Annotated in this window: 17 protein-coding genes; 5 read left to right on the top strand and 12 right to left on the bottom strand. The window is 37.1% G+C overall.

Annotation, left to right across the window (positions count from 1 at the left end):
• The first annotated feature begins 3 nt into the window (after positions 1-3).
• The 4 genes from CWR45_RS06780 (at position 4) to CWR45_RS06765 (ending at position 4,248) form a co-directional block, all read left to right on the top strand.
• Positions 4-1,455: a glycoside hydrolase family 32 protein gene (locus CWR45_RS06780; protein ID WP_115749111.1), complete on the top strand. Its 1,452-nt coding sequence runs from the start codon at positions 4-6 to the stop codon at positions 1,453-1,455.
• 20 nt (positions 1,456-1,475) lie between these two features.
• On the top strand, positions 1,476-1,970 hold the full coding sequence (locus CWR45_RS06775; RefSeq protein ID WP_115749110.1) for a PTS sugar transporter subunit IIA: 495 nt from the start codon (positions 1,476-1,478) through the stop codon (positions 1,968-1,970).
• A gap of 13 nt (positions 1,971-1,983) precedes the next feature.
• A complete protein-coding gene (locus CWR45_RS06770; protein WP_115749109.1) occupies positions 1,984-2,859 on the top strand; it encodes an ROK family protein in 876 nt (291 codons plus the stop codon).
• A gap of 336 nt (positions 2,860-3,195) precedes the next feature.
• Positions 3,196-4,248, top strand: coding sequence for a C45 family autoproteolytic acyltransferase/hydrolase (locus tag CWR45_RS06765; protein WP_115749108.1), 1,053 nt, complete (start codon positions 3,196-3,198; stop codon positions 4,246-4,248).
• Positions 4,249-4,321: 73 nt separating this feature from the next.
• On the opposite strand, the gene CWR45_RS06760 is transcribed toward CWR45_RS06765, so the two are convergent.
• The 6 genes from CWR45_RS06760 to CWR45_RS20380 all read right to left on the bottom strand — a co-directional run bounded on the left by CWR45_RS06760 (position 4,322) and on the right by CWR45_RS20380 (position 11,249).
• Positions 4,322-6,271, bottom strand: a complete 1,950-nt coding sequence (locus CWR45_RS06760) for an FtsX-like permease family protein (RefSeq protein WP_115749107.1) — start codon at positions 6,269-6,271, stop codon at positions 4,322-4,324.
• Complete coding sequence (locus tag CWR45_RS06755; protein WP_115749106.1) at positions 6,261-7,022, bottom strand: ABC transporter ATP-binding protein; 762 nt, start codon at positions 7,020-7,022, stop codon at positions 6,261-6,263. The genes CWR45_RS06760 and CWR45_RS06755 overlap by 11 nt, the downstream gene beginning before the upstream one ends.
• A 98-nt stretch (positions 7,023-7,120) precedes the next feature.
• On the bottom strand, positions 7,121-8,125 hold the full coding sequence (locus CWR45_RS06750; RefSeq protein ID WP_115749323.1) for a sensor histidine kinase: 1,005 nt from the start codon (positions 8,123-8,125) through the stop codon (positions 7,121-7,123).
• Positions 8,118-8,816: a response regulator transcription factor gene (locus tag CWR45_RS06745; RefSeq protein ID WP_115749105.1), complete on the bottom strand. Its 699-nt coding sequence runs from the start codon at positions 8,814-8,816 to the stop codon at positions 8,118-8,120. The genes CWR45_RS06750 and CWR45_RS06745 overlap by 8 nt, the downstream gene beginning before the upstream one ends.
• Positions 8,817-9,494: 678 nt before the next feature.
• Positions 9,495-10,271 (bottom strand): class I SAM-dependent methyltransferase, encoded by a 777-nt coding sequence (locus tag CWR45_RS06740; protein WP_115749104.1) that lies wholly within the window; start codon positions 10,269-10,271, stop codon positions 9,495-9,497.
• 99 nt (positions 10,272-10,370) lie between these two features.
• Positions 10,371-11,249 carry a GNAT family N-acetyltransferase gene (locus CWR45_RS20380; RefSeq protein WP_342770087.1) on the bottom strand — a complete coding sequence of 293 codons (879 nt, stop codon included), beginning with the start codon at positions 11,247-11,249 and terminating at the stop codon, positions 10,371-10,373.
• Positions 11,250-12,019: 770 nt separating this feature from the next.
• Here CWR45_RS20380 and CWR45_RS06725 point away from each other — a divergent pair.
• Complete coding sequence (locus tag CWR45_RS06725; RefSeq protein ID WP_115749321.1) at positions 12,020-13,447, top strand: DHA2 family efflux MFS transporter permease subunit; 1,428 nt, start codon at positions 12,020-12,022, stop codon at positions 13,445-13,447.
• A 60-nt stretch (positions 13,448-13,507) separates the two neighbouring features.
• Here CWR45_RS06725 and CWR45_RS06720 read toward each other — a convergent pair whose 3' ends face one another.
• The 6 genes from CWR45_RS06720 to CWR45_RS06695 form a co-directional block, all read right to left on the bottom strand.
• A complete protein-coding gene (locus CWR45_RS06720) occupies positions 13,508-14,071 on the bottom strand; it encodes a 5-formyltetrahydrofolate cyclo-ligase (protein ID WP_342770086.1) in 564 nt (187 codons plus the stop codon).
• 38 nt (positions 14,072-14,109) lie between these two features.
• Positions 14,110-14,667 carry a GTP cyclohydrolase I FolE gene (gene folE, locus CWR45_RS06715; RefSeq protein ID WP_115749103.1) on the bottom strand — a complete coding sequence of 186 codons (558 nt, stop codon included), beginning with the start codon at positions 14,665-14,667 and terminating at the stop codon, positions 14,110-14,112.
• Positions 14,668-14,694: 27 nt separating this feature from the next.
• Complete coding sequence (locus CWR45_RS06710) at positions 14,695-15,963, bottom strand: bifunctional folylpolyglutamate synthase/dihydrofolate synthase (protein WP_115749102.1); 1,269 nt, start codon at positions 15,961-15,963, stop codon at positions 14,695-14,697.
• A 61-nt stretch (positions 15,964-16,024) separates the two neighbouring features.
• A complete protein-coding gene (locus tag CWR45_RS06705; protein WP_115749101.1) occupies positions 16,025-17,698 on the bottom strand; it encodes a formate--tetrahydrofolate ligase in 1,674 nt (557 codons plus the stop codon).
• 295 nt (positions 17,699-17,993) lie between these two features.
• Positions 17,994-18,917 carry a phosphotransferase gene (locus CWR45_RS06700; protein WP_115749100.1) on the bottom strand — a complete coding sequence of 308 codons (924 nt, stop codon included), beginning with the start codon at positions 18,915-18,917 and terminating at the stop codon, positions 17,994-17,996.
• A gap of 22 nt (positions 18,918-18,939) precedes the next feature.
• Positions 18,940-19,233: a TIGR04104 family putative zinc finger protein gene (locus CWR45_RS06695; RefSeq protein ID WP_115749099.1), complete on the bottom strand. Its 294-nt coding sequence runs from the start codon at positions 19,231-19,233 to the stop codon at positions 18,940-18,942.
• Positions 19,234-19,256 lie beyond the last annotated feature (23 nt).

The raw sequence follows: 19,256 nt of genomic DNA, 5'->3' as shown, positions 1-19,256 counted from the left end.
TTTATGAGAAATTCATCAGAGGATATTTTAAACAGAGTAAATTCTTTAGTCGAAAAACATCAGTCCCTGGTAGCAAGTGACCCCTATCGCCTGCACTACCATTTGATGCCATCTGTCGGATTGTTGAATGATCCGAACGGGTTTGTTTATTATCGAGGGGAATATCATATTTTTTACCAGTGGAATCCTTTTGCAACAGCACATGGTTCCAAGTTCTGGGGGCATTCTGTATCAACGGATCTTGTTCACTGGAATGAAGCCCCTATCGTCTTAGCGCCTGGCGATTGGTACGACAAGAACGGATGTTATTCAGGCAGTGCAGTTGTTTTTGAGGACAAGATGTATGTGTTTTACACAGGAAACGTGAAAGATGAAAATGGGAAACGTGATTCCTATCAGTGCCTGGCTGTATCGAAGGATGGCATCCATTTTGAAAAGAAGGGTCCTGTGATCCATGTGCCAGACGGCTATACTGCTCATTTTCGGGATCCTAAAGTTTTCTGGAAAAACAATAAATGGTATATGGTGCTCGGTGCACAAACGGATGCCGGTACAGGAGAAGCGGTGTATTACACATCCAATAATCTCTATGATTGGAATTTCCATGGTACGCTTGCAGGAAGCGGAAAGAATGGCCTTGGGGCGTTTGGTTATATGTGGGAATGCCCGGATTTTTTTGAACTTGGCGGAACAGATATATTAATGGTTTGTCCTCAAGGGATTGAGCCAAAAGGCTATGAATACCAGAATGTGTTTCAAACAGGCTACTTTTCGGGAAAAATAAATGATAGAGAAGAGATTTTTCAACATGGTCCCTTTAGAGAAATGGATCGCGGGTTTGATTTTTATGCTCCGCAAACTACTTCAGGACCAAATGAAAGACGGCTTGTGTTTGGCTGGATGGGCAATGCCGAAGATGAGAATTCACAACAGCCTACAACAAAATATGAGTGGGTTCATGCGCTAACCTTGCCTCGCGAACTTGAGTGGAAACAAGGGAAATTGCTGCAGCACCCTGTTGAAGAACTAAAGTCCCTTCGAGGTAAAGAAATGATGTTTGAGAATACCCGCCTTGAAAAGTATAAGGCGTTACGTTTTCAGGGACTTGTTTTTGAAATGATCGTCGACTTTAACAATTTGGATACAGACTGTTTGACGATTGAAATTGGAGAATCCAAACTGATTTACTATCGAAAGGAGCAGTTATTTACCTTCCAAAGAAAGCATTTTTCAAAGCCAGGGCTAATGGAAGTAAGGCATTGTATATTAAAGGAACTGAGAAACATTCAAGTATTCAAAGATACCTCCTCAATTGAGCTTTTTCTTAACAACGGGGAAGAAGTTTTCACATCAAGAGTTTTTGACGATAACAATGTGATTTTGCTGCATATAGAAGATGGAAGTGCCACATTGAACATTAAAAAATGGGATTTGAAGCGTGTTACAACCTATTAAGATAGAAAAGGAGAGAAGATATGCTAAAAAATCTATTTAAGAAAAATGAGGCAATAAAGGACATCACGATTTTGGCGCCAGTCAGTGGTGAATTGATTGGTTTGGAAAAAGTCCCCGACCCAGTATTTGCTGAAAAAATGATGGGAGATGGAATTGCCATCGATCCTTCAATTGGTGAAATTTTTTCGCCTGTTAACGGGAAAATCATTCAGTTGTTTTCAACAAAGCATGCGATTGGCATAGAAGCAGAAAATGGTGCTGAAATTTTAATTCATGTTGGGCTCGATACGGTAAATCTAAACGGAGAAGGATTTACTGCCCATGTTGAGGAAGGAAAGAAAGTAAAACAGGGTGACCACCTGCTTAGCTTTGACCTCGACATGATTCGTGAGAGAGCAACAGGAACAATTATTCCCATCATTATTACCAACACGGACGCCATGAGCTCAATTAAAGCAGAAAATAAAAAACAGGTGACGGCAGGAAAAGACCCCATCCTGTTAGTAAAAAGTTAAGGAGAGGCTCGATATGCATATTGGCGGAATTGAAGCAGGTGGCACAAAATTTGTCTGTGCCGTAAGCGAGGAAACAAGCAGGAACATTATCGATAAAGTAAGTATTCCTACTACAGACCCGAAAGAAACGTTGAGAGAGGTGAAGCGTTTTTTTGATAAGTATGACATCAAAGCACTCGGCATTGCGTCGTTTGGTCCACTTGACTTAGATAAAAAAAGTGAAACCTATGGCTGTTTTTTAAATACACCGAAGGAGAAATGGAAGCATTACCCGCTGCTGCAGCAGTTGAGAGAGAATTTTAGCATACCTGTTTTTATGGACACGGATGTCAATGCTGCCTGCCTTGCAGAATATAAATACGGTGCAGGACGTGGGGCAGACACCAGTTTATATATTACTGTCGGAACGGGAATTGGCGCTGGTCTTGTGCAAAACGGCAGCATTTATCAGGGGAAGAACCACTCAGAAATGGGTCATGTTATTATAAAAAAACACAAAGACGATTCATTTGACGGCTGCTGTCCGTACCATGGTTCCTGTCTTGAAGGCATGGCATCCGGATTTGCGATTGAAAGACGCTATGGCAAGACGGGAACGGAGCTTGTCGACAATGATAAAGTTTGGGAAATCGAGGCCTATTATCTAGCACAAGCGCTTATGAATTACTATGTCATATTGAGGCCAGAAAAAATAATCTTGGGCGGCGGTGTTATGAAACAGGAAAAACTTTACCCGCTCATCCGTCAATATTTCACGGAACAGATGAATGGCTATCTTGATGTTGGCTCTGTCGATGAACTGATTGTTGCACCTGAACTTAATGATGAACAAGGAGTTATCGGTGCCATGGAGCTTATTAATAGGAGCTCTTCCAATAGCCGCCAATAAACTCTTCTGCAACCATTAATGCTGGCCTGAAACACAAAACCTGAACAATCTATATCTGACGAGGGAAATAAAGTATTGTATAAGTGGTAGTAATCTCTCAATTTTTATACTTACTCTACCGATAAACCTGTATAACTGTAATAATTTTATACAGGTTTATCTTTTTAATTGATTCAGCATAACTTTTCCGATAATTTTCTCGTTTTGTACGAATACTTCGCTATATACATCCCACCTCTTTCATCCTCTCACTCTGCCAATCACAATCCAAACCTTTCCTCTACCAGCCAACTTCCTGTAAAATGAAAGCTAAAGAATACAAAAAGGATGAGAGAAATGAAACAAATTTATAGTGATATTATCCAATTTCGGGGCAGTCATTATGATTTTGGATTCATGCAGGGGGAGCAATTAAGAGATTCATTAACAACCACGAATCGTGAACGAATATGGAAACTCAGAAAACCAAAGTTTTCGGTCGATGTAAATGAAACTAAAAATGCATTAAAAAAATTTGCACCCGGTATGTGGGAAGAAATTGAAGGTATGAATGATGCGCTTAAGTTGCCGATGCAGGACATTTTACGTGATTTTGGCGGATATCGAATTGCAATTGAACGTAGTGGCTGTTCGATCTTTACTGGTAAGGATTTCTTAGTAAGAAATTATGACTTTCACCCGAAAACCTATGAAGGTCGGTTCACCATTTTTCAACCGACAGATACAGGATTTGCTAGTATCGGTCCTGCACAACGTATTACCGGGCGTATGGACGGGATGAACGAAATGGGACTCTCGATGGGCTATAATGCAATTCACCGTAAGAAACCCGGTGACGGATTCGTTTGCTGGATGATTGGTCGGATGATACTAGAGAACTGTGCAAATGTGGAGGAAGTAATATCCCTTCTAAACGAGATTCCACATCGTCATTCGTTTAGCTACATTGTGTTGGACCCGACTGAAGAAACGTACATCATTGAAACAAGTCCAAGATCGGTAGCAGTGCGAAAATCAAATGCATGTACAAATCACTTTGAAGTCATGACAGACGAGAATCGCCGTCATTTAGATGACTCTCATAAACGCTTAATTGCTATTTTACAGCAAAAGGATAGAGCAACCAATGCCTCTACAGCATTCCGTATGATGAATGATACTGATAAAGGTGTGTTTTCCAAGGAATATAATAGCTGGGCAGGAACAATCCATACTTCCGTCTATTTGCCAAAAGAAAAACAAGCATGGATTGCACTTGGCGGTGACCAGGAACCTGTCAAATTTGATTTTGCAAAATGGCTTCATGGTGTAAATATAGAGGAAAAGAGAATTTATGGTGAGGTAGATACAGACCTAGGATTTGCACATATAGATACAGGATTGCGCTAGTTTCTAAAGCAACACCCTGTGCCAAAAAAAAGGGAAAAGACGAAATCACGATAAATTCCGTCTTTTCCCTTTCCTATAATGACTCACTTATCACACGCTTGCTATATAGAACAGATAGAATTCCGAAAATCGAATAGAGTAATGCATAAAGGACCATTACGATAATCATAGGAGTCCATAGCTCCGTTCCAAATAAGAACCAACCAGACTTTACTGCAAAGTAACTATGACAAAGTCCAATCAATAATGGAATCCCAAAATTAAAGGTCTGCTTCACTTTAATTCCATTTAATAGATCTTCCTTTGTAAAACCTAGTTTTCTTAAGATTGTATAGCTCCCCTTCTCCTCTTCACTTTCATCCATCTGTTTAAAGTAAAGAATACAGCCAGAAGTGATCAAAAAGGCTACACCTAAAAAAGCAACAACAAACAGACCTATCCCTAAAATTTGTTTCTGCAATTTAATATATTCAATTTGTGATTCATGGCCCGTCCATTCACTAATACCTTGTTCTTGGAAAATGCTGTCAGCTTTTTTTACTTCCCCTTTATCATTAATATTAATGCCGACATAGACAGAGAATTCTCCTTGAATCGACGCTTCTGCATCCTTTGCTAATTCCTGGTAAACAGCATCATCAACAACGGCAACAGGTAATCCACCATTTGTTAAACGCATTGGCAATACATTCTTGTCTTTTAAACCAATAAAATTCAATTCAATTGTATTATTTTTCCCAGACAAAGTGAATTTTCCAGTTTCTTTAAGGGACAGAAAGGCTTGTAATGCATTGTTATTATTTACAAATATTGACTCATTTTCATCAAGATCAATATCTTCTACCCAATCTTCTGGGATAACGACCATTGGTGCGAGAAGATCTTCATCTTTTAAGTTTAAATCTTCAATTCCTCCTGCGATTTCCGATATATCAGCATTTACATTTAATAGATCCATCTCCGTTCTAATATACTCAATTTGTGCTTCATCTAATGCTTCTGTAAATTGTGCAGCATGTGCTAAATCAGGAATTGAAAAATCTTTAACGATACTGCTGTCTGCATTTTTTTCTATTGAATAATATGAAATATATGCCAACGATAATAGTCCAATGGCAAGAGCGGATACTGTTGTAATTACTGTTAAAAGTAAGGAATTTGATTTCATCCGAAACATGATGGATGAAACTGATAGTACTTTATTTACCGTTAAGTAGCCTGCATTCTTTTTCCGAATCAGATTAAATATGAAGCTAATCGATCCTTTATAAAAAAGATAGGTTCCTATAATGACAGATGCTAGAATGATCACCATCACTATCAACAATTCCTCCATCATCATAAAATCTCCACCAAAGAGCTTTGTCGATAAATAGTAGCCCAGACTGATAAGCGCTAGCCCCATAATTCCAACAACCATTTCTACAATTGTTACCCTGCGTCTTTTTCCCTCTCGTGAGGATGCCCTATTAAATAAAGACAGGATTCGTTGTCTTTTAATGAAGATTGCATTCATTACTAAGATGACCGCATAGATTCCTGCAAAAACAAGAATGGTCTGAAGTAGCGCTTCTGATGAAAATCTTAAAACAGCGGTTTCTTCTACATCTAAAACTTTAATTAGAATCATCATGACTAATTTAGACGAACTAAATCCGAGGAAAATACCAATTAACAAAGATCCAAAATAAAGCAGCATATTTTCAATACTTAGAATTTGAAATATCTTTCCTTTTGTTAATCCAACTAATTGCAATAGCCCTATTTCTTTACTTCTTCGTTTGATAAACAAATTATTTGCATAGATGAGAAACACCGTTACAATGGCGATTAACAGGATAGAACCAACCCGAATTGCTGCTGCGCCTTTTATTCCCCCTTCCACCTCATCCATAGACGGGTCATACTGTAAAGTAACAAAGGCAAAATATAACGCAACACTAAAGATAAGGGCGAATACATAAAGATAATAGTTTCTAATATTTTTCCGTAAGTTTCGAAGGATGAGTTGATTAATACTCATGTTGCACCCCACCTAGCACTCCTTGGGTTTTAATAATGTCATTGAAAAAGCTTTGCCTTGCCTCTTCCCCTTTATTTAATTGCGTAAAGATTTGCCCATCCTTAATAAATACGACTCTACTGCAATAACTTGCTGCAAGTGGGTCATGAGTAACCATCACAATCGTTGCTTCTAGCTTTTCATTCAAATCACTTAATTTATTTAATAAATCCGATGCTGCTTTTGAATCAAGGGCACCTGTTGGCTCATCAGCAAAGATGATGCTTGGTTGATGAACAAAGGCACGTGCAGCGGAAGTACGTTGCTTCTGTCCTCCAGATATTTCATTCGGGTATTTATCCTGGATTTCCTCAATCCCTAATTCCTTTACAATTGCTTTAAATAATTGTTGTGCTTTATCTCTAGGAACTTTTTTCACTGTTAATGGCAGCATGATATTTTCTTTTACCGTTAATGTATCCAATAAATTGTAGTCTTGAAAAATAAATCCTAAGTGATGCTTGCGAAATTCTGCTAACTGTTTATCCCTCATTCTCGTAAATTCTTTACCTTCTATTTTAATAGTTCCTTGACTGACATGGTCAATCGACGACAGGACATTTAATAGCGTCGTTTTTCCGGAGCCTGAAGGACCCATGATCCCTACAAATTCTCCTTTCTCAACGTGAATATCAATACCCTTTAAAACCTCTTGCCGATTAAATTTATTACCATAGCTTTTATGAAGTTTCTGTGCTTCCAACATGTTCATTATGGTTCATCTCCTTTTCTCTACTACTATCGTAATCTTAATACGCTGATTTTTCCTGCGAATCAACAAACAAAATAGGAAAGCATGTGACATTTTCGTCACATGCTTGTAAGTTTTAGAAAATCATTCTTTTTTGCAAAAGATAGCGTAAATGTTGTTCCTTCATTTAGTTTTGATTGGACTTCAATATGTATGTTTAATTCTGCTGCAACTTTCTTTGTTAGGTATAGCCCCATTCCTGTAGCAGCATTATCTTTATGATTTTTCGTTGAAGTAAACCCTTTATCAAATATACGTGGTAAATCTCTAGGATCTATTCCGCGTCCAGCATCCTTGATTTGTAAATGGACTAAGCTATCCCTCATGAAACTATGAATCTTAATATCTGCTTCTTCACTATATTTAATCGCATTTGTGAGTAACTGTCGAACCATAAATCCTAACCATTTTGTATCTGTCAGAACTTCCTTTATTTCGAATGAAACGTCAAATCCAATCCCTTTTTGGAAGCACCATGACTGCAATGCTTTTATCTCGGTAAAAATAAGTTGTTCCAGTGAAGCTTTTTCAACGTATACATCATTTTCCATAAATGGAATCTTTTTATGATGTAATTGCTGATCAAGTAATAAATGGATTCTGAGCCACTCATTCATCAGCTGTGATTTTAATACTGGCTCCTCTACGCGTTCAATCATTAATTGCATTGTCGTTAACGGTGTTTTCACTTCATGAATCCAGGATAATAAATCATCCTTTTCCTGCTCAATCTCTGTTAAATTCTGACTCGTTTCTAGACGATATGATTCTGTTTGAAGCCTCAGCGCTCGCTCCACAATTTTTTCCAGAGGTCTTTCTGCCCCTCTTATCGTCTTCGTGTCGACGCCCGGATACCATTCTTTTAAGCTTTTATAATAAGCTGTTTCCCGATTATAACGGACGATGAGGAATAAAATAAAGACGATAAATGATAAAAAAACGATGTAAAGAATCGATGAGACTTGAATATCTGAATCAACATAGCTGATAATGAGAAACAACGCTTGTAAACTAAGAAATAGAAAAATCCAGCCTCTTCTTTCTGCAAGATATTGCTTAAACATCATGCGAATCCTCTTCTATTGCGATATATCCTTGACCAACCTTCGTCTCAATCCATTCACTTAATCCAATTTCCCCTAACCGTTTTCGCAACCGATTCACATTGACCGTTAGCGTATTATCACTTACAAAACGCTCGTCTTCCCAAAGACTTTTCATTATATCCTCCCTACTTACAATTCGGTTTTTATGCTCCACTAGTATTCTTAGTATGTATATTTCATTTTTGGTTAACGTAATATTCCCTTTCCCATTGCTAACAGCGTTTTGCAAGAAATCAATTGTTGCACCATTCCATGTTCGTATGGAAGTTTCCTGAAGCTGATTATAGTTATAAACACGCCTGAGAATAGCCTGGATTTTAGCAACAAGTACGTCAAAATGAAATGGCTTTTGAATAAAATCATCAGCTCCCAGCTGCATTGACATTACCATATCTGTCGGGTGATCACGAGAAGATAGAAAAATAATCGGCACCTTCGAATGGGAGCGAATCATTCTGCACCAGTGAAAACCGTCAAATTTCGGCAGCTGAATATCAATGATGACTAAATCAGGTTCAACCTTAGAAAATTCCTCCATCACTTGATTAAAATTATCAATCCCATACACCGCATATGACCATTGTGTAAGTCTCTCATGTATTTCTTTAAATAGACTTGCATCATCTTCAATTAACATAATTTTAAACATCTCAATCACCGTTCTTTAAATAGTTTCTTCATTCATCTTAACATAATAATTTTATAAAGATTATAAATAATAGTAATTTACTTTTATCCATACTGACAACTATTAACTGATAGATTGTTTCTTTAGCAGAAAAATAATATAAGTATTTCTCTGAGCACATTGTAAATAGGAAACTAAAAAAACAGCTCAGACGTATGATCATCCAAACTGTTTTGCAGTAAACTTACTGTATAGAGATAGAAAGGAAATTCGTTGGCGGCCAACCTATAACACTATCAAAAGAATTGGACTGCCATTAAGGTAAATATCGATAACTTCATGTTCAGGATCTAGCGTTAATTTATACACATGCGGCATCATTACATCGTCTTGTTGATTCTTTTCTCCTTCATTAATAAGTTGATGTGTCTCATTAGAATTAATTATTTACTGTACTTTATTTGGAACAATTTCAATCTCACTTATACTTAAAGTTGATGAATTACAAGCTTCCAAGAATAATAGTGAAAACAAGACTAAAAATATTATTTTTCTCAACTATATTTCACCTGCCCGGCCCTTATCTTCGCAATCCTGCAATTGAGATATTCCTTTTTTACAAGAGATTAATTTAGAGTAATATAGGATTACTTTTTATCTAATCATCACCGTTCTATTAAATGACAGACTTAGTTACACTTATACATTCTTACCTGCCATTAAAGGCTTTTCAGCAATAAAACGAAGACGCCAATAATCAGCAACCCAACCATTCTCTTTATATAGTTCCGGGCGTAAAATACGTTCAGTTTCACGATAGATTGCTTCCTTTTCAGAATATGTAAGGTTCTTAAACATATTACTGCTAAACATTTCCAGCCAATTTCGAATCCCATCTTCCCCTACTAGAGGCGTTGGTCGTTCATAAAGTTCAATAGCGACGATTGAAAAACCTGCATAAGTAAGATGTTCTATCATTTTCTCTTTTGTAGGAAACACCCATGGAAATAAGGTAAAGTCATACAAAATCGATAAACGTTCGGATGCTTCTTTTATAGCATCGACAATGGATTGGATATTATTAGCTCCACCTAATTCAGCAATAAACCTTCCACCTGGTAATAGAGAATCATAGCAATTTTGAACAACCTTTTGTTGATTTTTCATCCAATGTATGGCAGCATTTGAGAATACTGCATCAAATTTTAAATCAAATGAAAACTGTTCCGCATCTTGAACATGAAATTGGATATTAGGGTACTTTTCCTTAGCTGCCTCGATCATAGTATTTGCGGAATCAATGCCGGTTACAATAGCACCGCTCTTTGAAATCTCGTAAGTCAAATCTCCTGTACCACAGCCAACATCCAGGATTTCCTCCCCATTTTGTGGATTTAAAAGAGTAACAAGACTTTCGCCAAAATTTGAAACAAATTTGTGTTTACCATCATAAAGTGCTGCATTCCAATCCGTCATGCATAACCACTCCCAATAAAGTTGATAAATTCAGAATATCATACCGAGTATGGATTGGAAATATTTAATTCTGAATATTAAAACCGAATGATGATTAAATTATTTTTTCCCCCTTGCTTCTGCTTTCTTAATATTCTCTTCTACCTTAAACTTCACGATCTTTCTTATTAATTCAGCTGGGAGTGGGTCACCAATTGGAATTTGCACTGTTCCTTTAGACGTTTTATATCCTACAAGCTCCTTTTGAAATGCTGCAATCCCACTTGCACCTGGATATAATCCAATATGATTCTTATATGCTGCAAAATGGATAATATTCCCATATAACGCAAATGTAGGCATCTGGTAGCTTATCTTTTCTTGTGCTTCTGGCACTAGCTCTTTAATAATACCTCGTAATGTATTTAGCTTTTCCTGAACCTCCGGTGGAAATTGACGTATGTATTCATCTGTTGTTTCAAATGTTTGTTTCTCTTTCATGATTTTTCCCTTCTTATCCGCTTTTATCTTTTCTCTCACCATCACAATGTAAATCGTTTTTCCTCGTTGAAATTGCGTTTTCTTTACGAAGTTTAGTTTTTCATAAAGATGGATTGCTCGCTCATTAAACTCAGCTACAGTCAGCCTAATTGGACTATTCCGATAATTCTCTTCGATAAATCTAAGAATATTCGAGAAGAATTCCAAGCCTTTACCTTTTCCTGTAAATTCCGGTTTCATACCGATTCCAACATCAATAAAATCTTCTTTGTACGCTACATTTCTTTCACCAGCTGGCACCTTTGCAGACTTGCCTACACAAAAAAATCCTATCAATTGTTCATACTCATCAAGCGTAACATAGTATTTATTCGTTAATAGTTCCATAATTGCATCGCTTGTTAAAACTTGATTATAAAAGTCATACGGTTTCTCATATTTCCAGCAAAGAATCTCAATTGCGTATTTTTCCGTCATTTTTCGAATTGATAATTGCATGATACTCCCCGTTTCAAAATTCCTTACTTTTATTTCATTTATTTACCATCATTAGCCGTTATTGTACCAGAAGTTTTATATTAATTCATTATTTTAACCATTCTATTTCTCTTTTTAGATCGTACTTTATATATAATAGAAGCTTGGCGTACGCCAAGCTTCTAGGAAGATTACCTTACTCCTGCAGAAAGAAATATGAATATACTTTCTTTATTACCTTGAAAAAATCAAATTTCGCTTTTTCATTTCCAATCTAAATACCGGAGCTCGTTTAAAATCACGTTCCTTCTTTAAGAGATTAATTATAATGTTTTTTTCGTTTTCGACTTTCTAGTAGTTTCTTAACAATCGGATAGATAATTGGTCCAAATCGAATTAGTCTTTTTATCCAACGTCTCATAGTATTACCTCCAATGTGCAAAATTCCTATTGTTATTTATATCATTCCTTTTATGTAAAATAATTAAACAAAGGATTTCATTTGTTGATTGCAGTAGTAAAAATGACTTGGCTTTCCCTAACCTTCCTCAAAGCCAGAAAAATGGCGTCGTATTTTATTCTTAAATTGCGATTATCTAACCCCAATATCCTTTCGGAGAACGCTGACTTGATAATTATTCCGTATTCGATATTTTACTATTGCAACGTCGACAACATAGGTATAGAATGTTTAAGTGCTTAATAATGCACTATATTTTTATCTATTGAAAGTAGGGATTTTTATAAATACAAGTAATGTGAGTTCACTGCAAGAAAAACCGCCATATGGGATGATTGCGATCTTGTTTATTGGTGCGTTTGTATCTATATTAAATGAAACGTTGTTAAACGTTGCACTGCCATCGATTATGGTTGAGTTCTCAGTAAAACCGACTGCAGTACAATGGCTATCGACAGGTTATATGCTAATCAATGGGATATTAATACCTGCGAGTGCATTTTTTATTCAGCGCTTTTCAAATCGAGGGTTATTTATTACCGCAATGGGATTATTTACAGCAGGTACGTTACTTGCTAGTTTATCACCAACCTTTGGCATTCTTCTTACCGCTAGAATGATCCAGGCAGCTGGTTCTGCAATGATGATGCCATTATTAATGAATATTATGCTAACTGCTTTTCCGATTGAAAAACGAGGAACAGCTATGGGAATTTTCGGGATGGTCATGTTTGTTGCACCTGCCCTTGGGCCAACGCTTTCCGGATGGATTGTTGAACATTACAGCTGGAGAACGCTGTTTGACATCATTTTACCATTTGCTATCTTTATACTGATTTATTCTATCTTTAAATTAAAAAATATTACGCCGCAACGTGCAATAAAACTAGACGTATTTTCTATCATTCTATCAAGTATCGGATTCGGCGGACTGCTATTCGGGTTCAGTTCTGCTGGCGATAGAGGTTGGGATAGCCCGCTTGTATATGGAACAATCATTATCGGCGTAATTGCACTTATTTGGTTTACGCTTCGCCAATTAAGGTCAGATGATCCAATGCTTGAATTTCGGATTTTTAAATATTCGATGTTTTCATTGTCATCCATCATCTCCATCGTCTTATCAATTGCTCTATTCTCAGGCATGATTCTAATGCCTATTTATATTCAAACGATTCGTGGTTTCTCTCCGATGGATGCAGGCTTGATTATGCTTCCAGGTGCAGTAGTAATGGGAGTTATGTCACCGATTATCGGGCGGCTTTTTGATAAATACGGTCCAAGATTATTAGCTATTAGTGGTTTATTCATTGTGGTCATCACTACTTACTTCTTCAGTCGTCTGGATATGGAGATTTCATACATGAATATGATTATCCTGTTTACGATTCGTAGCTTGGGAATGTCAATGGTAATGATGCCAATTATGACAAATGGTCTTAATCAGTTACCAATGAAGGCTAATCCACATGGTACAGCAATGAATAATACATTACAGCAGGTATCAGGTGCTATCGGTGCTGCATTACTAATTACCGTAATGAATAATCGTACGGAATCAAGCTTGGCGGAATTATCACAAACTGCTAATCTAAATTCAACTACAGATACAGCATTACAAACACAACTACTGAATGAAGCAATGTTAAACGGAATTAATTTCTCCTTCTTTGTTTCAACATTGATTGCAGCTCTAGCACTTATTCTTGCCTTTTTCGTACGCAGAGTTGGTACAGATGGGAAGATTATTAAAAAATAAGGTTGTCTTCTAAAATTAACTGTAAATAGCATATCAATGAAACGAGCGAGTGAAGCATCTTCACTCGCTCGTTTTTTCTGTAATGATTTGTTCAACAGGAATATCATATACTTCCCTTGGCACCTGATCGATAAGCTGGAAAACAGCGGCTAAAGAAATCGTCCGATTTGGAAAATCAGTCAGAAAGCGATCATAGTAACCACCACCAAAACCAATGCGATATCCTCGCCCGTCAAATACAAGTCCCGGTACAAGCAAAAGCTCGATTGCATCCTTTTCTGCCTTTAATGTTTCATCAGCCTTTGGTTCCTGCAAATTATAATAGACAACCTCTAACTGATCATAACTCTCAAATCTGTAAAAGATTAGCTTCTTTTCCTTTGGCAAGCATTTTGGAACATACACGTCCTTCCCCTGTTCCCATGCCTTCTCAATAATTGGCTGCGTATTCCATTCCATCCCTTGAGAAATCGTGATGCCGATTGATTTTGCCCTTTGCCATGCTTCCGATTGAAAAAGATTATCAGCAAGCTGTCCTTCAATCTCTCGCTTCTTATCGGCAGCGATATTTTCGAGCTTGGAAATCATTTTTTCACGTAGTTCTGATTTATGCAATGCATCCACCCCCACCAGATTTCTATTCGTCGAAAAATAAATTCCCCTTAAAACTTAATTAATGATAATACTTCATTTCTCGATTTACTATTCGTTCTGAACTCTCCTCGAACAGCACTTGTTACGGTTTTCGCCCCTTGCTTTTTCACACCGCGAATCGTCATACACATATGCTCTGCCTCGAGCACAACCATCACACCAATAGGACTTAACTCTTCCATTAATAATTCTGCAACAGAGGTTGTAATTCTTTCTTGCAGCTGTGGTCGCTTACTAAAATCGTCCACAATCCGTGCTAACTTGCTGAGTCCAATAACGCGTCCATTTTTAGGTATGTAAGCGATATGTGCAACACCGAAAAACGGAACTAAATGATGCTCACACATCGATGAAAACTGGATATCTTTTACGAGGACAACCTCATCATGCTCCTCTTCAAATACGGTTTTGCAATGTTCTGCCGGATCCTTCTTTAATCCTGAAAATACTTCCTCATACATTTTCGCAACCCTTGCAGGCGTATCAAGCAATCCTTGTCGATCTGGATCTTCGCCGATTGCTTCTAATATCATCCTTACTGCTTCTTCCATCTTTTTCTTATCCATTACTACATTTCTCCTACTGTTTATTGATTACCTTTGTTGTACTACTCGTTTAATTTCTCCAATATAATAAAGCGAGCCAAAAGCACAAATAACATCTTTTTCTCCACTTTCTTGATATGCCAGCTCAACTGCTGCATCATAGCTATCTGCAGCAATTGCTGGAATACGATGTTCTATTAAATATGATGCGAGCTCATCAGCAGGAATTGCTCGAGGATTATCAGGTGTAACTGTAATAAATTGGTCTATTACAGGACTTACTTCTTCAATCATATGCTGGTAATCCTTATCCTTGAGGATTCCTAGAATTCCAATGATCCTTCTTCCAGAAAAAAGCTGTCTTATATTCAGTACTAGCGCATGTATACCGTCGAGATTATGTGCACCATCAATCACGACTAGTGGGTCTCGGTTGATAATTTCAAATCGCCCAGGCCATTTTGTTTCAGCCAAGCCCTCTCTCATATCGTCTTCATGTATCGTTAAACCGGCATGCCTTAATATTTCAATAGCCTCTATCGCAATTGCGGCGTTCTTCAGTTGATGTTCGCCAAGTAATGAAATCCGTAGCTCTTGATACCCATTGTAATAAAAGGTTTGCCCATCGATGCTATTCGTTATTCGTTTTAGCTCTGTAAAATCAGCCTTATCCACGGTACTATTTCTTTCCGCAGCAACGCGGTGAATGACTGCTTCTACTTCACTAGTTTGTGGATATAGCAGCACTTGGCTATTTTCTTTAATAATGCCCGCTTTTTCAAATGCAATTTCAGCTAATGTATTCCCTAAAAAGGCTTGATGGTCGAGTCCGATAGATGTGATAACGGATAGTAGCGGTTTTTCAATTACGTTTGTTGAATCAAATCTTCCCCCTAGTCCAACTTCAAGTACGACTACATCACATTGCTGCTCATAAAAATATTGAAACGCGATTGCAGTTACAATCTCAAATTCCGTTGGCTTATCTTCCATCTCATCAATCTTAGTTTTTATTAGATTTGTAATATCACTCAATTGATTGTCTGGGACATCTTGATTATTAATTTTAATTCTTTCATTAAATCGCTCTAAATATGGGGATGTAAATAGTCCTGTCTTATATCCAGCTTTGATTAAAACCTGATTTATAAAAGAGGCAGTTGATCCCTTCCCATTTGTGCCAGCAATATGAATAAACTTCAATTTATTTTGTGGATTTCCTAATAACTCCATAAGCTTCGTTATATTATCCAGGCCAAGCTTCATACCTTTATATTGCCTGCCATGAATAAAGGCAAGTGATTCTTCATAATTCATGAAAAGTAAAACTCCTTAGCAATTGATCATTCTCATCCATAAAGATATTCTAATTTTCGATTTAGAATAATCCTTGAATTTGTCCATTTTCATCTACATCAATATTTTCAGCTGCTGGTTTCTTTGGAAGTCCTGGCATCGTCATAATCGTTCCTGTTAAGGCAACAATAAATCCAGCCCCTGCTGAAACCTTGATATCTTTTATCATTACAGTAAATCCTTCTGGACGTCCTAATTTCGTTGGATCATCAGATAAAGAGTATTGGGTCTTTGCCATACAAATAGGTAATTTACCAAATCCAAGAGACTCTAATCGGTCGATTTCCTTTTGTGCTGACTTGGATAATTCGATTCCAAAGCCACCATATACTTTCTTTACGATTTTCTCCAATTTTTCCGTAATGGAATCTTCTAAGTCATAAGCAAATCGGAAATTATTTTCTGTATTTGCTAAGCGGACAACTTCTTTTGCAAGGTCTTCTCCCCCTGCTCCGCCATTTGCCCATACATCTGAAAGTACAACTTTTACACCTAATGCCTCACATTTTTCTTTCACTAAGTTAAGTTCTGCTTCACTATCTGTTGGGAATTTATTTATCGCAACAACTGCTGGCATGCCAAAGACTTCTTGAACATTTTCTAAATGCTTCAGTAAGTTCGGAAGCCCAGTTTCAAGTGCGGACAAGTTTTCATGGTTCAGCTCTGTTTTTGCTACGCCACCATGCATCTTTAATGCACGAACTGTTGCGACTACAACAACTGCAGATGGTTCCAAACCTGCTATACGACATTTAATATCCATAAATTTCTCTGCGCCAAGGTCTGCACCAAATCCAGCTTCGGTTACAACATAGTCTGCGTATTTTAAGGCTAATTTTGTCGCCATAATACTGTTGCAGCCGTGGGCAATATTTGCAAATGGTCCACCATGAATTAAAGCAGGTGTGTGCTCAAGTGTTTGCACTAGATTCGGCTTTAGCGCATCCTTTAATAAGGCTGCCATTGCGCCATGTGCATTTAATTGTCCTGCCGTAACAGGCTCATCCGCTGTAGTGTAGCCAATGATAATGTTTTTTAGCTTTTCCTTCATTTCCGAAATGCTATTCGATAAACAAAGGACTGCCATGATTTCCGATGCAACGGTAATATCAAAACCATCTTCACGGGGAACACCATTTATCTTTCCGTTTAATCCATTAACAATAAAACGCAATTGTCGATCATTCATATCAACAACTCGTTTCCAAGTTATTTTCCTTGTATCTATATGTAATTGATTTCCTTGATGGATATGATTATCAATCATTGCTGCAAGTAAATTATTTGCCGCTCCGATTGCATGAAAGTCACCAGTAAAATGTAAATTAATATCTTCCATCGGTACAACCTGTGCATACCCGCCACCAGCTGCTCCACCTTTTACACCAAAAACCGGTCCAAGTGATGGCTCTCTAAGTGCAATAAACGCATTCTCGCCAATTCTTTGCAGTGCATCACCAAGTCCAACAACAGTTGTTGTCTTTCCTTCTCCTGCAGGTGTAGGGGAAATGGCTGTGACAAGAATTAGTTTCCCATCCTTCTTATCCTTTAGCTCGTCCATTACATTATAATTAATTTTTGCTTTATAATTTCCATAAAGTTCGAGATCTCCTTGAGCAATCCCTGCCTTCTTCGCAATTTCTCCGATTGGTTTCATTGTTACCTGATGGGCAATTTCAATATCTGTTAAACTCATTTTTTTCCTCCAGTCCTAGCGTTAAGATTAATCAATTTAATAGTTGGATTAAGTTTACCTAATTTACATTTTATAGATATATGCTTTTTCATAAGTATATCAGTTTATTCTGTTTCTACATCACGATTTCCCTTAAAACAGTAAACAAATTTTTCTCCGATTAGTTTGTCGAATATCGGCTTAAACGGAACAGATATCGGCGAATTTTTTCAATATATCGGCCTGTTCATTAAATATATCAGCGTATTTTCAATTATATCGGTATCAGCCCTGCCCTGCCTTCTAGATTGGCATTTTAATCAAGACTATAGCTAGAGGAATTCAATATAAACTGAGTCAAGCTAACAAACAGATTTCGTTGCTTAGGGTTTGACCAATCTTCTTCTACTTCAGCCATTAGCCACATTACTTCATCTAAAAATACGTGCTCAACTGCGCTCTGCCAATTTGAAAGTTCCGGTTCTGAAATGGAGACATTCTCTATATATCCTGATAAAAATGTCTGCCATTCAGTAGTAGTAAATACTCTATCTGGAGCGGTAGCCATTTCATTATGAAATAATAGTAAAGCAAGCGCTAAATCAAATATTCGTGGAACCCATGCTGCATTGTCTGGATCAATTAAAAATGGCATCGGCGTATAGATTAAGTTATTTGCTTTATAATCATGTGGCGTTGCTACAAGCGGTAATCGACAATTTTTCAATATTTCTTGTGTCTTAACGGCCTCCATTAATTTTGCTTCCAGTTGCAATATGTCGATTGAAACATTAAAACCAGCTGCATACGTTTTGATTTTCTGAACACTTTCCTCAACTTCTTCCTCATTGAAATCAAATACATCATACGTATCAAGATTATAAGTGTTTTCTAGAGGCGAAAGATAATGGATTTCCCCTAAAAGTCTTCCTGCCTCGATAATTTCTTGATCTTTTCCAGTATATGAAGTCCCATCGATAAACGGATAAGTGACATATGTTTCATTGCCAATCAGTTGCGGGTTTTCAGCTTTTAATGGCACAGGCGTCACGACATTTACTCCATTATCTCTTAGCATCGTAACATAATCCATAACTTTTCGTTCTTGATTCTGCGTACGTTTAATAATGAAATCATTTGTTTCTCCCTTTACTTTAAAGACTGGAGAAAAAGGATAAATACTTACCGGCTCCTCATCTGTCGCAAAACCAAAACGATGTAATATTTCTTTTTCAGCCATTTAATCCCCCACTTTCATATTTCTAAAAAGCTCCCTCATCTTCGCTAGTTAACTCAATTAGAAAAGGGTAAAATCCAATCATTAAAATACACCCAACGATAATAAATCCAATGGTGATTTGCAGAGACAAATCAAATAATAGTAGTATGATTAACATAGCTGGCAGATAAGAGATTCGATTTAATTTTTTCTTTGATTTAGAAGTGACATATTGTTTTTCCCCACAATTTGGACACTCCATTCCATCGAGTTTAAAATTCACCTTTAATGTTTGAGACCAACTCCATTGTTGGCCGCATTTCTGACAATTTGGCATAGGTCATTCTCCTTTCGAGTGTT

The sequence above is a fragment of the Oceanobacillus chungangensis genome (assembly GCF_003369565.1).
Taxonomy (GTDB): Bacteria; Bacillota; Bacilli; order Bacillales; family Amphibacillaceae; genus Oceanobacillus; species Oceanobacillus chungangensis.
Note: the sequence above shows the minus strand (reverse complement) of the source record. Positions and strands in the feature narration are given on the sequence as shown.

What these genes read in the sequence shown, in the direction of transcription:
- CWR45_RS06695 (WP_115749099.1), bottom strand. Translation starts at nt 19,233, where the DNA reads ATGCCAAATTGTCAGAAATGCGGCCAACAATGGAGTTGGTCTCAAACA.
- folE (WP_115749103.1), bottom strand. Translation starts at nt 14,667, where the DNA reads ATGGATAAGAAAAAGATGGAAGAAGCAGTAAGGATGATATTAGAAGCA.
- CWR45_RS06710 (WP_115749102.1), bottom strand. Translation starts at nt 15,963, where the DNA reads ATGAATTATGAAGAATCACTTGCCTTTATTCATGGCAGGCAATATAAA.
- CWR45_RS06740 (WP_115749104.1), bottom strand. Translation starts at nt 10,271, where the DNA reads ATGACGGATTGGAATGCAGCACTTTATGATGGTAAACACAAATTTGTT.
- CWR45_RS06755 (WP_115749106.1), bottom strand. Translation starts at nt 7,022, where the DNA reads ATGAACATGTTGGAAGCACAGAAACTTCATAAAAGCTATGGTAATAAA.
- CWR45_RS06745 (WP_115749105.1), bottom strand. Translation starts at nt 8,816, where the DNA reads ATGTTTAAAATTATGTTAATTGAAGATGATGCAAGTCTATTTAAAGAA.
- CWR45_RS20380 (WP_342770087.1), bottom strand. Translation starts at nt 11,249, where the DNA reads ATGCAATTATCAATTCGAAAAATGACGGAAAAATACGCAATTGAGATT.
- CWR45_RS06780 (WP_115749111.1), top strand. Translation starts at nt 4, where the DNA reads ATGAGAAATTCATCAGAGGATATTTTAAACAGAGTAAATTCTTTAGTC.
- CWR45_RS06775 (WP_115749110.1), top strand. Translation starts at nt 1,476, where the DNA reads ATGCTAAAAAATCTATTTAAGAAAAATGAGGCAATAAAGGACATCACG.
- CWR45_RS06700 (WP_115749100.1), bottom strand. Translation starts at nt 18,917, where the DNA reads ATGGCTGAAAAAGAAATATTACATCGTTTTGGTTTTGCGACAGATGAG.
- CWR45_RS06765 (WP_115749108.1), top strand. Translation starts at nt 3,196, where the DNA reads ATGAAACAAATTTATAGTGATATTATCCAATTTCGGGGCAGTCATTAT.
- CWR45_RS06760 (WP_115749107.1), bottom strand. Translation starts at nt 6,271, where the DNA reads ATGAGTATTAATCAACTCATCCTTCGAAACTTACGGAAAAATATTAGA.
- CWR45_RS06705 (WP_115749101.1), bottom strand. Translation starts at nt 17,698, where the DNA reads ATGAGTTTAACAGATATTGAAATTGCCCATCAGGTAACAATGAAACCA.
- CWR45_RS06725 (WP_115749321.1), top strand. Translation starts at nt 12,020, where the DNA reads ATGATTGCGATCTTGTTTATTGGTGCGTTTGTATCTATATTAAATGAA.
- CWR45_RS06750 (WP_115749323.1), bottom strand. Translation starts at nt 8,125, where the DNA reads ATGTTTAAGCAATATCTTGCAGAAAGAAGAGGCTGGATTTTTCTATTT.
- CWR45_RS06770 (WP_115749109.1), top strand. Translation starts at nt 1,984, where the DNA reads ATGCATATTGGCGGAATTGAAGCAGGTGGCACAAAATTTGTCTGTGCC.